Origin of the sequence: Rhodococcus sp. WS3, assembly GCF_003797085.1 — a bacterium.
GTDB classification, from domain to species: Bacteria; Actinomycetota; Actinomycetes; order Mycobacteriales; family Mycobacteriaceae; genus Rhodococcus_F; species Rhodococcus_F globerula.
This window is the reverse complement of sequence record NZ_RKMA01000002.1, coordinates 117471-131739: the sequence shown is the minus strand read 5'-3', so window position 1 is coordinate 131739 and position 14269 is coordinate 117471. Positions and strand designations below refer to the sequence as shown.

Below are 14269 nucleotides of genomic sequence, written 5' to 3'. Positions count from 1 at the left end.
GCCCCATGATCGAGTACATCCGTGACGGCGCAGAAATTTATCGCCAGTCCTTTGCCACAATTCGGGCCGAAGCCGACCTGAGCCGTTTTCCGGCGGATGTCTCGCAAGCTGTTGTGCGGATGATCCATGCGAGTGGTCAGGTCGACCTGGTCGACGACATCGCGTTCACACCCAACGTCGTCACCGTCGCGAGGGCTGCCCTGCGAGCGGGTGCGCCGATCTTCTGTGATGCGAACATGGTCGCCGCCGGCATTACCCGTAAGCGTCTGCCCGCCGACAACGACGTGATCTGCACACTGCGCGATCCGCAGGTTCCCTTGCTGGCGAACACAATCGACAACACACGCTCTGCGGCGGCTATCGAACTGTGGGGCCCGAAACTCGAAGGCGCCGTGGTCGCGATCGGCAATGCGCCGACCGCGCTGTTCCATCTCCTCAACCTGATCGAGGCGGGCGGACCGCGGCCTGCTGCTATCGTCGGCGGACCCGTGGGATTCATCGGATCCGCAGAATCCAAAGAAGCGCTGATCGGACACCCCAGCGGCATAGACCATTTGATACTGAGAGGCCGACGCGGCGGCAGTGCCGTCACCGCGGCTGTCGTCAATGCGATTGCGAGCGAACAAGAATGAGCGAAGGCAAGTTGTGGGGAGTCGGCATCGGACCCGGCGATCCGGAGTTGGTGACCGTCAAAGCTGCCCGAGTGATCGGCGAGGCCGACGTCATCGCATTCCATTCCGCGCGGCACGGTAAGAGCATTTCCCGCGGGGTTGCTGCTCCGTACATGCGCGAGGGCCAGATCGAGGAACACCTCGTGTATCCCGTCACGACCGAAACCATCGACCATCCGGGTGGGTACCAGGGTGCGATGGACGAATTCTACGAAGCCGCAGCCGAAAGGTTGGCCGTCCACTTGACCGCCGGACGCACTGTGGCACTACTCGCCGCGGGCGACCCGCTGTTCTACAGCTCGTACATGCACATGCACAAACGCCTGGCGGATCGTTTCGAGGCCGAGGTCATCCCCGGTGTCACCTCCGTCAGTGCCGCGTCGGCCGCACTCGGAAAACCCCTGGTCGAAGGTGACGAAATCCTCACCATCCTGCCCGGGACCTTGCCGCAAGCGGAGCTCACGCGACGCTTGAAGGAAACAGACGCCGCAGCGATCCTCAAGTTGGGCCGCACCTTCCCACCGGTTCTGCGCTCACTCGAGGACGCCGGCCGACTCGGCGAAGCGCACTATGTCGAGCGAGCCAGCACACCTCGCCAGCGCGTCGACGCTGCCGCCGACGTCGATCCAGCGGGCGTGCCGTACTTCTCCATCGCCATAGTTCCCAGCCCGTCGAACAATGCAGCGACGCGCGAAAACACCGCAGGTGAAGTGGTTGTCGTCGGCCTCGGACCCGGCGACACGGCATGGACCACACCTGAAGTGGCGCATGAACTTTCACTGGCCACAGACCTTGTGGGATACGGCCCGTACGTCGACCGCGTGCCAACCCGCCCCGGACAGCGCCGCCATTCCAGCGACAATCGCGTCGAATCGGAGCGGGCAGCGATGGCCCTCGACCTCGCCAAGAACGGCGCCCGCGTGGCCGTCGTCTCGTCCGGCGATCCCGGTGTATTTGCCATGGCTGCAGCGGTACTCGAGGTGGCAGCCGAAGATCAGTGGAGCGGCGTTCCCGTCCGAATCCTGCCCGGCATGACAGCGGCAAATGCCGTGGCCAGTCGCGTCGGAGCCCCGCTCGGTCACGATTACGCTGTGCTGTCCCTGTCGGATCGGCTCAAGCCCTGGGAAGTGGTGTCGCGTCGCATCTCAGCGGTCGCCGCGGCAGATATGGCTTTTGCCGTCTACAACCCGGCGTCAAAATCCCGAACGTGGCAGGTCCAGGCCATGAAGGATTTGGTACTCGAGCACCGCTCCCCCGAAACTCCGGTCATCATCGGCCGAGATGTTGCCGGTGCGGAGGAATCGGTGCGCATCGTCACGCTCGGCGATCTCGAACCGTCCGAAATCGATATGCGCACGTTGCTGATTGTCGGATCGTCCATGACAAAGGTTGTGGATACCGGTTCCGGCCGACAGGTGTTCACGCCGCGTCGCTACCCCTAACCTGATTGTGAAGGATTTTGTTCGCTCAGCGAGCAAAATCCCTCACAACCACTGCGCGGATGTAGCGCCGGGTCACCCACGCCTGCACCAGACGCCCGATCGGCGCACCCAACCGCACCCACCAGGTACCGGGCTTGGAGAATGCCGTTATCTCGAGGCGAACCTGATTGCCGAGTTCGTCGAAATGGACAATGAACGACTCTTCACCGCACTCGGGATGACCACGGCGCGTGCCGTACGCAAATCCGGCCCGGTTCGGCTCGTCGACCACGTAAACAACGCGGACGGGCACCAATATCGGTCCGAAACCGAAAGTTGCGTCTTCGCCGGTCCTGGCGGTGTCACCGGCAGCTTTTACCGTCAATCCAGCGCCGCGATGCATCCCCCACGTCATGACAGCGTTGGCCGCTGCCTCGAAATCGGCGCGGGTAGTACCGACCACCGCACGCTCGCGCACGTGGTGATAGCCAACGGGCAGTAGGCCACCTGTTGCTCCGATTTCGGAGTAGGTCAGCGGTTCCTGGTCCACGTCAGCAGTGTGGCACAGCTAGGCGGCAGCGGGTTCCCATCGCGCCTTCACGAGTCGGTCGATGTCACCAACGGCCGGCCCGGACACGATTCCCGGTAGGAGCAACTGCCACATCTCGTCGACACGTTCGGTGAGATCAGTGCGCCGGGTGATCACGTTGGACACCAGTTGAACTCCGGTGAACGCAGCCGGAATGAATCGCCCCAAAGCGGCGACGTCCACCGACGGCTTGATCTGGCCGCTGTCCTTCGCTTGCTGCACGAGTTCGGTGCATGCATTGATCCAGTCTGCGTACGGCTCGACGGGACCTTCGAATGTGCTCAGTTCCAAGGTCAATCGAATTCCGGCTCGGACGATGGGCTCTTCGACGATCTGCCGTGCCATCTCATGGGTGAGCATGACCGTTTTTTCGAGTGGCGTCGCCGACGTTGCGGATATCGCCTCGACCGACTCGATGGACATGCGGTGCTGTTCTGCGATGACAAACTGTGCCAGTTCGTCTTTCGATGCAAAGTGGAAGTACAGGGCGCCCTTCGTGGTGCCGGCGCCCTCCACGATGTCACTCATGCTTGTGCTGCCGTACCCGGTCTTTTCGAATTGTGCTGCCGCGCCGGCGACGATCTGCTGCCGCGTCAGCTCGGCGCGTGCTTGCTTGACCACGAGAACTCCTCTCTCACTCGAGGGTCCCCCGCAAACCCTCTTCCGGTTTGCACCCCAATCGGGCTATACCCAGAATGATCTCAACTCCCCCAACTAACCAGCAGTGAATTGTCAGAAAATATTTCGCAAATACATAACTCCAGGTGAGGGATGAATCACAGGTGAGATTCGATTCGTCCGGAGGCGCTTTCGTCAACCCGGGCACGGTCGACAAGCTCGCCGACCATGGCAGTCAATTCCATCATCTGATGTGTAATCTCGTCTCGCAGTAGTGCTGTCTCGGCTTCCGACACAGTTCCGGAGGCGGTGTCGATCGACATCAACAGTTCGATATTCGTTCGCAATGCCGTCAGGGGTGCCAGCAAATCCTGTCCGGCATCAGTGATCAATCTACGCTGACGCGCCCGTGATTCCGACAGGGTGCCCAGCATTCGGTTGAAACTGACAGTCAGCGAGGCCAACTCGTCGTCACCCGTGACCGGTATCGGTGTGAGATCGTCCGTTGCGGCAACACGTTGTGTCGCCGCGGTCAATCGTGCGATCGGCCGTAATCCTGTGCGCGCCACAGCATCTCCTGCGGCATAGGCCAACGCGATACCCGCGGCACCGAGCGCAGCCAGCACTACCGCAAGTCGCTTCAAGACGGAATTTGTCGGCCCGAGCGATTGCGCGACGATCAAAGTCTGACCCGCGACCGACGGCGTAACCAACACCCGATACGAATCCAAGGTCGCAATGGTGGACCCGGAAGCTTTGTGGGCCAGGGATTTGATTGCCTCACCGCTGGTACTGAATGGTGGCAATCCCGGTGTTGCCGTCACCAATGCTCCATCGGTCGTCACCAATCCCACAGCCTGGATCACTGCGGTATCGGCGCCGGCTGTCAGTCCCAAAACCGGTGTGACACCACCGAAGTTGACGGTATCGGCAATTGCGTCGGCTGTTCGCTCCAATTGACGATCGACGTTGCCTTGAAGGTAGGCGTTGAATACGAAATACACCGAAGCGGCAGACGCGATCACAGCAATCGCCACCAAGCCCGCAGTGAGTACTTTCACGCGGGCGTGGAGAGTCCGGACACGAATTGTCGAACGCTTCCGACGCCCGAGTGCGGGGACGGACACCCTCATAGGCACCCTCGGCGTGTTGGACGCGTTCCTGACATAGGTCCAGTATGTTCCGCGAACCTTAGACGAACCTGAACCGCGTGCCCCCGAACTTTCACGTTGCTGTCGATTCGAGCCACGCTGCGGCGGCAGAAGGCGAGTTGAAGCTTTCCACGCCCTCCGGAGCCGGTGGGCGCTCCACCACGATCACCGGCAAGCCCAGTTGCCGAGCGGCAACAATCTTGGCGTACGTCTGGTCACCCCCGCTGCTCTTGGTCACTACAACGTCGATACCGCGGCGGCGCATGAGTTCGCGCTCCGATTCGACGTCGAACGGCCCGCGCGCCAGGATCAGTTCGTGGGGCGCAGGCATGGCGCCCGTCGGTGGATCAATGGACCGCACGAGAAAACTCACGCCGCTGACCTCGGCAAACGCAGAAACTCCCTGCCTACCAATGGTCAAGAACGCTCTAGTGCCCAACACAGGGACCAATTCCGCAGCATGGCTGAGATCGCGAGCCGGAAACCATCGGTCCTGTGGGTGCTGCGCCCACGACGGCCGCTGGCAGACAGCAAACGGAATCTCGCAGGTGCGAGCCGCCAGATGAGCATTAGCCGTGATGCGGGACGCAAATGGGTGCGTCGCGTCGAGCACGGCACGAATATCGTTTTCCGCTAACCACCCCGCGAGGCCCTCGGCGCCACCGAAGCCCCCGACGCGAACCTCGCCCTCAGGCCAGCGCGGGTCGCGGACTCGGCCGGCGAGCGACGTGACCACCTCGAGGTCCACCGAATCCGCGAGGCGGGCGGCAATCTCGCGTCCCTCGCCGGTTCCTCCGAGCACAAGAACGCGGGGGCGGGCGTTGTGCACGGTCAGTGTGTGACCCGCTCACGTGCGGCCGAGTACAGGTAACTATCCGGGAACCCCTCGGCTGTGAGCACGCGTCCGACGATGACTACGGCAGTCTTTGTGATGCCGGCCTCGTGAACCTGACGCACTATCGAACTCAACGTTCCACGCACCACGATCTCGTCGGGGCGCGACGCAAATGCGACCACCGCGACCGGGCAGTCGACCCCGTAGTTCTCGGCAAGCTCGTCGGCGATCTGCTCGATGCGGTGCGCGCCGAGATGAATCACCATGGTCGAACCACTGCGTCCGAGTGACCGGAGATCCTCACCTTCGGGCATCGCTGTCGACAGCGTCGACACTCGGGTCAGCACGATGGTCTGCGATACGCCCGGAACCGTCAATTCACGGCCCAGTGCGGCCGCTGCCGCGGTAAATGCCGGAACACCCGGCACCATGTCGTATCGGACTCCGGCAGCGTCCAGCCGTCGCGCCTGCTCGGCCACGGCACTGAAGATCGACGGGTCACCGGAATGCAACCGTGCTACGTCGTGTCCCGCCGAATCCGCTGCGACGAGCAGCGCGGTGATTTCGTCGAGGCTCAATCGAGCGGTATCGACCACCTGCGCGCCGGCCGGGCAGTATTCGAGTAGTTCCGCGGGGACGAGGCTGCCCGCGTACAAGCACACCGAACTTGCTGAGATGATGCGCTGCGCGCGCACTGTGATCAAGTCGGCAGCACCGGGACCAGCACCGATGAAATGAACGGTCATTGAGCGTTTCCCTCTGTGTGATCGGCATCTGCACCGGCAGTTGCCTCTGTTTTTGTGACCGACCACTGCACGACGGGCAGTTGGGGTCGCCACACGTTGAATGTTCCCAAAGGCTCGGCCCGCTGGATCTGCAACCGACGCAGCGTGCCGCCGAATCGGGTGAACCACTCCAGGAGCAACGCTTCCGATTCTGCGGTAACGGCGTTGGCTACCAGTCTGCCGCCGGCCTCGAGGTGGTCCCAGCAGGCGTCGAGCATTCCGGGTTGCGTCACACCTCCGCCGACAAAGATGGCATCGGGTGTGCGGGTCACCTCGGCAAACGATTCGGGCGCGCGCCCGAGGACATCGAGGCTCGGCACACCCAAGGCCCGCGCGTTACCCACGATTTGGGAGATCCGCGATGCCGTCTGCTCGAATGATGTTGCGGTGCAACGTGGGTGGGTGCGCATCCATTCGATCGCGACGGTGCCAGACCCGCCGCCGACATCCCACAAGTATTCACCGGGAGCCGGGGCCAGCGCGCAGATCGTCAGCGCGCGGATCTCCTGCTTCGTCATCTGACCGTCACCACTGTATGCCGCGTCGGGCAATCCGGGAACGCGCGTCAGACGGTGCGGTGCGCCCGACACAACACATTCCACGGCAAGAACATTCAACGGGTCGACATCTGCGGCGTCGACATCCCACTGGTCAGCCCTGGCAACGGTGCGTGATTCGTGCGCTCCACCCAACTGTCCGAGGACAGTGATCATGGACCGACCGAAACCGGTGGAGGTCAGTATTTCTGCCACCTCACCGGGTGTGGCCCTGCCGTTACTCAGCACCAACAACCGCGCACCGTTGGTGACGGACGGCAAGACGGTGGTGGCATCGCGGTTGACCAGGCTCACCAACTCCGCATCGGCCGACGCCCATCCCATGCGAGCACTCGCCAGAGCAATCGACGACGGGTGCGAGATCACCCGAAGTTTGTCAGCACCCAGCACACGCACGAGTGTGGCGCCGATCCCGTGGAACATCGGATCGCCGCTGGCCAGCACACATATCCGAGAGCCCGCGTGAGCGTCGAACAGTCCGGGGAGCGCGGGGAGCATCGGTGTGGGCCAGGCGATCCGATCGGCCGAGGAGCCGTCTACCAATGGGATCAGGTCCAGTTGACGCGAGGAACCCATCAACACCTGAGCGCCGAGCACAGCGCTCTTCGCCGAGTCCGACAAGCCCTCCCAACCGTCAGCGCCGAGACCGACGACAACAACGGGTTCGTCGGCGGTCATCGCGGCATCCGCCGCCAGATCGATTGTGGGAGAAGTCGCATCATGAAGAAAACTGGTTGGAGGATTCGCGGAACCCACACCCGCGTTGCGCCGGACTGCATTCCCCGAACTACCGCGTCGGCGACCTGCGCCGGTGTGCTCGACATCGGCGCCGGCTTCATGCCCTCGGTCATCGAGCCGATCACAAAACCAGGCCGGACAAGCAGTAGTTGAATTCCGCTGCCGTGCAACGCATCTCCGAGGCCGCTGGCAAAGCCGTCCAGGCCGGCCTTTGCAGAACCGTAGACGTAATTTGCGCGGCGCACCCGGACACCGGCCACGGACGAGAAGACAGCGATCTTGCCGCGGCCTTGTCGTTTCATCAAGTCCGCGAGAAGAGTCAGGATGCTGACCTGCGCCACGTAATCGGTGTGAACAATTGCAACGGCATGAGCGGCGTCGGTTTCCGCGCGGGCCTGATCACCCAGGATTCCGAACGCCAGCACCGCGACGTCGATCCGGCCGTGCGCTCGGGCAACCTGTGCGAGGAAGTCTGCATGAGTGTCGGTTGCATCGGCATCGAATTCGACGGCTGTCACGGCTAGGGCGCCCGCGTCCGTCAGCATCGTGCGTTGCTGTTCGAGGTCGCTGCTGCGCCGCGCCGCCAGCACGATTCTTCTGCCGGGGGCCAACCGGACGGCAATCTCCAGACCGATTTCGCTTCGCCCTCCCAGCAGGAGGACCGTCTCGGCATCTTCAGTGTTCGCACCCGCAGTCACTGCACCAGTGTCCTCGATTACCGTCGTGGCATGACCATCACCCCCTCCGCACCCGCCGCGCTCTCCGACGACGGTCTGGCGTTCGTGCGCGAATACCATCTCGCCACCCTGACAACTCTGCGCCCGAACGGCACACCGCACGTCGTGGCCGTGGGATTCACGTGGGATCAGGAAGCAGGAAAAGTACGTGTCATCACCAGCGGCGGATCACAGAAAGCCGTCAACGCCGCCCGGGGTGGTTACGGCGCCATCAGTTCTGTCGACGGTGGACGCTGGCTCACCCTCGAAGGTCCGGCGCGCGTGCTCGACGACCCTGAATCCGTGGCCGACGCCGTGCAGCGCTACGCCGAGCGGTACCGCCAGCCACGGATCAATCCGGCGCGGGTGGTCATCGAAATCGACGTCACCCGCATTCTGGGAACGGCCGCATTCAAACCCGCGGCCGAAGAGCTGACCAGCTAAAGGATCGTCAAACCGTGCGGACGGTTGTTGAACGACTCGCAACCGTCCGCGGTGACAACAACGATGTCCTCGATCCGGGCACCCCAGTTGCCCCGGAAATAGATTCCCGGTTCGATGCTGAAGGCCATACCCTCGGCCAGTTCGATGCTGTTGCCCTCCACGATGTACGGCTCCTCGTGGACCGACAAGCCGATCCCGTGGCCTGTGCGGTGAACGAACACGTCGGCCAACCCTTGTGCAGCGAGCACGTCGCGCGCAGCGGCATCTACGAATTCCGCCGACACGCCGGGGCGAACAGAGTCCACAGCCGCCTGCTGAGCCGCTTCGAGCACGGCAAACTGGGCAGCAACCTCGATTGACGGCTTCCCCATGCTGTACGTGCGAGTGGAATCGGAGTTGTATCCGGGCTCCACCGGCCCGCCGATGTCGATCACCACAATGTCGCCGCTCTCGATCACCCGATCGGACACCTCGTGATGCGGATCGGCGCCGTGCGGACCCGACCCCACGATGACAAATGCCGCCTCGGTGTGACCTTCCTCGAGAATCGCTGCTGAAATCGCCTCGCCGACTTCGGCTTCCGTCCGTCCCACAACGAGAAACTCGGCCATCCGTGCATGCACACGGTCGATGGCCTGACCGGCGCGACGGAGCGCGTCGACCTCCGCGGCGTCCTTGACCATCCGCAGCTCACGCAGCACGCCCGTAGCCAGAATCGGCAACGAACCCACAGCATCCGCCAACGGAATCAAATGCAGCGCAGGCATCGCATCCGTGACCGCGACCTTCGCGCCCGTCGGCAATTGACCAGCGACAATGGCATACGGATCAACACCGTCCACCCAGTCCAGCACGTCGAGACCAAGATCCCCGACCGCCGATTCCTTCAACGACGCCAGTTCCAGCCGAGGAAGCACCACCGACGCCCTTGCTCCGTCGGCAGCGATCACCAGGGCCGTCAACCGTTCGAACGAATCCGCTCGGGAGCCCGTCAGATAGCGCAAATCCGGCCCCGGCGTGACCACAAGACCGTCCAGACCAGCCGCGCTCGCCAACTCTGCGGCGCGGGCAATACGAGATTCGTAGACGGCTGAGGGGAAACGTGAACCATATTCGGCGGGAGAGGTCATGGCTTCCAGATTAGTGCCGACTGGCAGGATGGTGACCATGAGTGGGCCTTTGCTTCTCCTTGACGGTGCCAGCCTGTGGTTTCGTGCGTTCCACGCACTACCCGAGTCCTTTGTCGGCGATGACGGCAGACCCGTCAACGCTGTCCGCGGATTCACCGACATGGTCGCGTCGCTGATCACCAAGCACCAACCGAGTCGCCTCGCCGTCTGCCTGGATCTGGATTGGCGGCCGCAGTTCCGCGTCGACGCCATCCCCACCTACAAAGCTCACCGCGTTGCCGAGGGATCCGACGGCTCGTCCGAGGAAGTGCCGGACACCCTCACCCCGCAGGTCGACATGATCATGGATGTTCTTGCGGCAGCGGGAATCGCCACCGCCGGCGCGGTCGGTCTCGAAGCCGACGACGTCCTGGGCACGCTTGCCGCCACCGAGCGTGACGATCTCACCGTCGTCGTAAGCGGAGATCGCGACCTGTTGCAGGTTGTCACCGACGACTACGTTCCCGTTCGCGTCCTGTACGTCGGCCGCGGCTTGGCTAAAGCCGAACTTTTCGGGCCGGCCGAGGTAGCCGAGAAATACGGTGTGCCCGCCGACCGCGCCGGCGACGCCTACGCGGAACTGGCTGCGTTGCGCGGAGATTCATCCGACGGACTTCCTGGCATCAAGGGGGTCGGCGAAAAGACCGCGTCGACGCTCATGCTCAGGTATGGATCGCTCGACGGAATCCGCACGGCTGCCGAAGATCCGGAATCCGATATGGCGAAAGGTCTGCGAGCGAAACTGACGTCACCCGAGGCGAAGGCATACCTCGACGCCGCATTACCCGTTGTGCGTGTCGTGCGTGACGCAGATGTGCAGTTCTCGAGGTCCGACGTGCTTCCCGACGCACCGATCGATCAAGCCCGCTTCGACGAACTGGCTGAAACCTTGAGAATCGAGCGATCGGCCGGTCGGCTTGCCGCGGCACTCAAAGCTGCGGCAAGCCGACCGGCTGACAACTGACAACTCAGCTGGGGCGCGAGACTTCGTAGGTTCCGGTGTCGTCGACAAACGTCAGCGTCACCGACTTCTTCTCACCCGAGACGGAGAGGGTGCACGTGAACTTTGCACCGGACTTGATTTCCTGACCCGACGGGCAGGAAACGTCGCTGACGTTCTTGGCGCCGTACGACTCGGTGACGATTTTCTCGACACCCTTGGCCGCAGCATTTGCGTCCAGCGTGTCCTTCGACGTGAATACGAAGAGGCCGATGACGACGGCTGCCAGAACGACCAGTACACCGATCGCACCGAAGATCAGCGGCTTCTTGGACTTTGCACCCTGCGGCGGTCCCTGATTCCACTGAACCGGCGCGCCGGGCTGCGCGCCCCACGCCTGTTGCGGCTGCTGGGCCGTTGGCTGCCCCCAGACCTGAGTCTGGTCGCCGCCTGGCTGTTGACCCCACTGCTGCTGACCCGGCTGACCCGGCTGACCGGGCTGTTGAGGCTGACCCCACGGCTGCTGACCGTATCCGGGCTGACCGGGCTGGCCTTGTGGCTGGCCTGGCTGGCCGTATCCGGGTTGCCCGTACGCGGGCTGGCCTTGGGGCTGGCCGTATCCGGGTTGCCCGTACGCGGGCTGGCCCTGTGGCTGACCGTAACCCGGCTGACCCTGGGGCTGACCCGGCTGCCCGTATCCAGGCTGTCCCCACGGCTGCTGCGGTGGTTGTTCACCCTGGCCCCACTGCCCATTCGGATCATTCGGTCCGTAAGGCCCGCTCATCTTCGCCTCCACTCGAAACACCAGTCTTCAGTTACCGCGTACGTCACGCATGCCAGATGCCGCGTGCACACGCAACTCCTGGGAATCCAACCACACAGTCCGCGCTCAAGCTGCGTCGAGAGCGACCACTCCGCGACGAATCGACCCCACAGCCTTCGCCGCGACCTTCGCGACGACGGGATCCGTAGCCGTCAGCCGCACCTGATCGAGGAGATCGATTACCTGTCGGCACCAGCGGACAAAATCGCCCGCCGACAATGCGCGCCCCTGCACACCGGCAGCCAACAACGCTTCGACCAGCGAATTGTCGCTCGCCCAGTGATAGACCGCCGTGACAAAACCCAGATCAGGCTCACGCGTCGGCGGCAATTTGTGGCGAATTTCGTCCGCTCGCAATTCGCTCCACAGGCGCTGAGTGTCCGTGAGCGCATGACGGATTGCCTGCGTCGGCACTCGACTCGTCGTGTCGCCGTCCCTACGCGATTCGTACACAACCGAGGACACGACCGCCGCAAGCTCGGGCGGAGTCAGACCCTGCCACGCACCGGTACGTAGGCACTCGGCCACCAGCAAGTCGCTCTCGCTGTAGATCCGGCTCAGACGTTGCCCGGCTTCTGTCACTTGGGGCACGGACTCGGCGCTCATGTAACCGCGCTCCTTGAGCAACGTCACGATGCGGTCGAACGTACGCGCCAAGGAATTGGTGGTGGCTGCCGCTTTTTGTCGCAGTGCCTGTGTTTCCCGAGCCAGTCGGTTGTACTTCTCCCCGATACGACCGAGATGGTCACGATCGGGCCAACTGTGGCACGGGTGCGACCGAATCGCGCGACGCAACGACGCCACCTCGGCGTCCTCGGACGCGCCGCCCTTGTGCCGCTTCTTCCGACGCGGCGCGGTGAATCCGGTGCTGCGCAACGCCGACGCCAGATCGCGCCGCGACCGTCCGGTGTGGTGATCGACGAACTTCGGCAACCGCATCACACCGAGCGTTTCGGTAGCTTCGGGGAAATCCGCGGCGGACAGTTTGCCGGCCCACTGATCTTCGGCGAGAACCAACGGCCGTGGATCCTTCGGATCGTTGTCCGGCACAAGCACAACGGCGGTACCCGAATGCCGTCCGATCGGAATCGCGATGACGTCACCGCGTCGCAGCGTCCGCAGCGACGCGACGGCCTGATCGCGGCGATCCTCACGACTTTCTCGTTCGAGTTTGCGTTCCCGATCGCTCAGTCGATCACGCAACGACGCGTACTCGTAGTACTCACCGTCTGGACCACCGAGCTTGTCCTGCAACGCTTTCAGCGCGGTCTCGTTGCGTTCGATGCTCCGCACCACGCCTACTACGGAGCGGTCCGCCTGGAATTGGGCGAACGAACGCTCGAGCAGCGTGCGGGATTCCTTGACGCCCATGCGATCCACCAGATTGATCGACATGTTGTATGACGGCCGAAAAGAGCTGCGCAGCGGGAATGTTCGGGTGGACGCCAAGCCGGCGACGTCGGTCGGTTCGACACCTGGCTGCCACAGGACGACTGCATGCCCCTCGATATCGATGCCGCGTCGGCCTGCTCTTCCGGTGAGCTGTGTGTACTCACCCGGCGTCAGCTCGGCGTGAGTTTCGCCGTTGTACTTGACCAGCCGTTCGAGAACCACGGTGCGGGCCGGCATGTTGATGCCCAGTGCCAGAGTTTCAGTGGCGAATACAGCGCGGACGAGGCCCTTGACGAACAACTCCTCGACCGTCTGCCGGAAAGCGGGCAGCATCCCGGCGTGATGGGCTGCCAGACCGCGCTGCAACGCCTTACGCCATTCCCAGTAACCGAGCACCTCCAAGTCCTCTTTGGGGAGGCCGCCGATGTGTTTGTCGATGATCGTGTCGATCTCGCGCACCTGCTCGGGAGTCGTCAGATCCAGCCTCGAGCGAACGCATTGAGTCAGCGCGGCATCGCACCCGGCGCGCGAGAAGATGAAGGTGATTGCCGGTAGCAAACCTTCCTTGTCCAGTTGTGCGATCACGTCCGGCCTGGGAAGTGGCCGGAAATCGTTGGCACTCTGGTAGCGACTGCGGCCGCGGCCGCGCGGCTGCCAGCTTTCCACCCGGTCGAGGGCCTGACGTTGTTTGACATGCCGAACCAGATCCTGGTTGACAACAAACTTCGAGGGTCCGGCCGAAGGATTGCTACGGCTGTCGAAGAGATCGAAGATCCGGCGCCCCACCATGATGTGCTGCCACAACGGAATCGGCCGCGTCTCGTCGACCACAACGGTGGTGTCACCGCGGACAGTCTCCATCCAGGCGCCGAATTCCTCGGCATTGCTCACGGTGGCGGACAAACTCACCAACCGCACGTCCTCGGACAGGTGCAGGATCACTTCTTCCCACACTGCGCCGCGGAACCGGTCGGCCAGGTAGTGAACCTCGTCCATGACAACGTGTGACAGACCGCGCAACGCCTCCGAATTGGCGTACAGCATGTTGCGAAGCACTTCGGTGGTCATGACAACAACAGGAGCGTCGGAGTTGATGCTGGTGTCTCCGGTGAGCAAACCGACTTCACTGGGGCCGTATCGCTCGCTCAGTTCGGCGTACTTCTGATTGCTCAATGCTTTGATGGGCGTGGTGTAGAAGCACTTTCGCCCAGCAGCCAACGCCAGGTGGACGGCGAATTCGCCGACCACAGTCTTTCCCGCACCTGTCGGCGCGCACACCAGCACACCGTGACCCTCTTCGAGGGCGCGGCAGGCGTTGATCTGGAACGGATCGAGGTCGAACTTCAGCCCCGAAGCAAATTTGCTGAGCTCAACATCAGAACTCGTTTCACTACTACTCATAACCACCTCGTCAGCGTGT

General features: G+C 63.0%; 14 protein-coding genes. 4 read left to right on the top strand and 10 right to left on the bottom strand.

Features of this window, described 5'->3' with window-relative positions; genetic code table 11:
* Positions 1-5: 5 nt before the first annotated feature.
* Positions 6-632, top strand: coding sequence for a precorrin-8X methylmutase (locus EEB13_RS14795; RefSeq protein WP_116103373.1), 627 nt, complete (start codon positions 6-8; stop codon positions 630-632).
* Positions 629-2113, top strand: coding sequence for a precorrin-3B C(17)-methyltransferase (cobJ, locus tag EEB13_RS14790; RefSeq protein ID WP_141485649.1), 1485 nt, complete (start codon positions 629-631; stop codon positions 2111-2113). The genes EEB13_RS14795 and cobJ overlap by 4 nt, the downstream gene beginning before the upstream one ends.
* Positions 2114-2138: 25 nt before the next feature.
* Here the strand turns inward: cobJ and EEB13_RS14785 are convergent, their stop codons facing one another.
* The 7 genes from EEB13_RS14785 to EEB13_RS14755 form a co-directional block, all read right to left on the bottom strand.
* Positions 2139-2642 (bottom strand): DUF1990 domain-containing protein, encoded by a 504-nt coding sequence (locus EEB13_RS14785; protein ID WP_261984556.1) that lies wholly within the window; start codon positions 2640-2642, stop codon positions 2139-2141.
* A gap of 18 nt (positions 2643-2660) precedes the next feature.
* Positions 2661-3302 (bottom strand): ScbR family autoregulator-binding transcription factor, encoded by a 642-nt coding sequence (locus tag EEB13_RS14780; RefSeq protein ID WP_033231970.1) that lies wholly within the window; start codon positions 3300-3302, stop codon positions 2661-2663.
* A gap of 155 nt (positions 3303-3457) precedes the next feature.
* Complete coding sequence (locus tag EEB13_RS14775) at positions 3458-4360, bottom strand: HAMP domain-containing protein (protein WP_257013015.1); 903 nt, start codon at positions 4358-4360, stop codon at positions 3458-3460.
* A gap of 163 nt (positions 4361-4523) precedes the next feature.
* A complete protein-coding gene (locus EEB13_RS14770) occupies positions 4524-5279 on the bottom strand; it encodes a cobalt-precorrin-6A reductase (protein ID WP_141485647.1) in 756 nt (251 codons plus the stop codon).
* 2 nt (positions 5280-5281) lie between these two features.
* Positions 5282-6031, bottom strand: coding sequence for a precorrin-4 C(11)-methyltransferase (gene cobM, locus EEB13_RS14765; RefSeq protein ID WP_141485646.1), 750 nt, complete (start codon positions 6029-6031; stop codon positions 5282-5284).
* Positions 6028-7305 carry a precorrin-6y C5,15-methyltransferase (decarboxylating) subunit CbiE gene (gene cbiE, locus EEB13_RS14760; RefSeq protein ID WP_141485645.1) on the bottom strand — a complete coding sequence of 426 codons (1278 nt, stop codon included), beginning with the start codon at positions 7303-7305 and terminating at the stop codon, positions 6028-6030. The genes cobM and cbiE overlap by 4 nt, the downstream gene beginning before the upstream one ends.
* On the bottom strand, positions 7302-8063 hold the full coding sequence (locus EEB13_RS14755; protein WP_261984555.1) for an SDR family NAD(P)-dependent oxidoreductase: 762 nt from the start codon (positions 8061-8063) through the stop codon (positions 7302-7304). The genes cbiE and EEB13_RS14755 overlap by 4 nt, the downstream gene beginning before the upstream one ends.
* A gap of 30 nt (positions 8064-8093) precedes the next feature.
* Between EEB13_RS14755 and EEB13_RS14750 the strand changes: the two genes are divergently transcribed.
* Positions 8094-8525, top strand: a complete 432-nt coding sequence (locus EEB13_RS14750; protein WP_141485643.1) for a PPOX class F420-dependent oxidoreductase — start codon at positions 8094-8096, stop codon at positions 8523-8525.
* On the opposite strand, the gene EEB13_RS14745 is transcribed toward EEB13_RS14750, so the two are convergent.
* Complete coding sequence (locus tag EEB13_RS14745) at positions 8522-9655, bottom strand: M24 family metallopeptidase (RefSeq protein WP_141485642.1); 1134 nt, start codon at positions 9653-9655, stop codon at positions 8522-8524. The two genes, EEB13_RS14750 and EEB13_RS14745, sit on opposite strands and share 4 nt — an antisense overlap.
* A 37-nt stretch (positions 9656-9692) precedes the next feature.
* On the opposite strand from EEB13_RS14745, the gene EEB13_RS14740 reads away from it, so the two are divergent.
* Positions 9693-10658 (top strand): 5'-3' exonuclease, encoded by a 966-nt coding sequence (locus tag EEB13_RS14740; RefSeq protein ID WP_033231964.1) that lies wholly within the window; start codon positions 9693-9695, stop codon positions 10656-10658.
* A gap of 4 nt (positions 10659-10662) precedes the next feature.
* Here EEB13_RS14740 and EEB13_RS14735 read toward each other — a convergent pair whose 3' ends face one another.
* Complete coding sequence (locus tag EEB13_RS14735) at positions 10663-11418, bottom strand: DUF4333 domain-containing protein (RefSeq protein ID WP_141485641.1); 756 nt, start codon at positions 11416-11418, stop codon at positions 10663-10665.
* Between the two features lie 105 nt (positions 11419-11523).
* Complete coding sequence (locus EEB13_RS14730) at positions 11524-14250, bottom strand: DEAD/DEAH box helicase (protein WP_141485640.1); 2727 nt, start codon at positions 14248-14250, stop codon at positions 11524-11526.
* Positions 14251-14269: the final 19 nt, after the last annotated feature.

Bases quoted from the DNA above. Each gene is read 5' to 3' on its own strand.
- EEB13_RS14730 (WP_141485640.1), bottom strand. From the start codon at position 14,250: ATGAGTAGTAGTGAAACGAGTTCTGATGTTGAGCTCAGCAAATTTGCT.
- EEB13_RS14750 (WP_141485643.1), top strand. From the start codon at position 8,094: ATGACCATCACCCCCTCCGCACCCGCCGCGCTCTCCGACGACGGTCTG.
- cobM (WP_141485646.1), bottom strand. From the start codon at position 6,031: ATGACCGTTCATTTCATCGGTGCTGGTCCCGGTGCTGCCGACTTGATC.
- cobJ (WP_141485649.1), top strand. From the start codon at position 629: ATGAGCGAAGGCAAGTTGTGGGGAGTCGGCATCGGACCCGGCGATCCG.
- EEB13_RS14735 (WP_141485641.1), bottom strand. From the start codon at position 11,418: ATGAGCGGGCCTTACGGACCGAATGATCCGAATGGGCAGTGGGGCCAG.
- EEB13_RS14795 (WP_116103373.1), top strand. From the start codon at position 6: ATGATCGAGTACATCCGTGACGGCGCAGAAATTTATCGCCAGTCCTTT.
- cbiE (WP_141485645.1), bottom strand. From the start codon at position 7,305: ATGACCGCCGACGAACCCGTTGTTGTCGTCGGTCTCGGCGCTGACGGT.
- EEB13_RS14745 (WP_141485642.1), bottom strand. From the start codon at position 9,655: ATGACCTCTCCCGCCGAATATGGTTCACGTTTCCCCTCAGCCGTCTAC.
- EEB13_RS14740 (WP_033231964.1), top strand. From the start codon at position 9,693: ATGAGTGGGCCTTTGCTTCTCCTTGACGGTGCCAGCCTGTGGTTTCGT.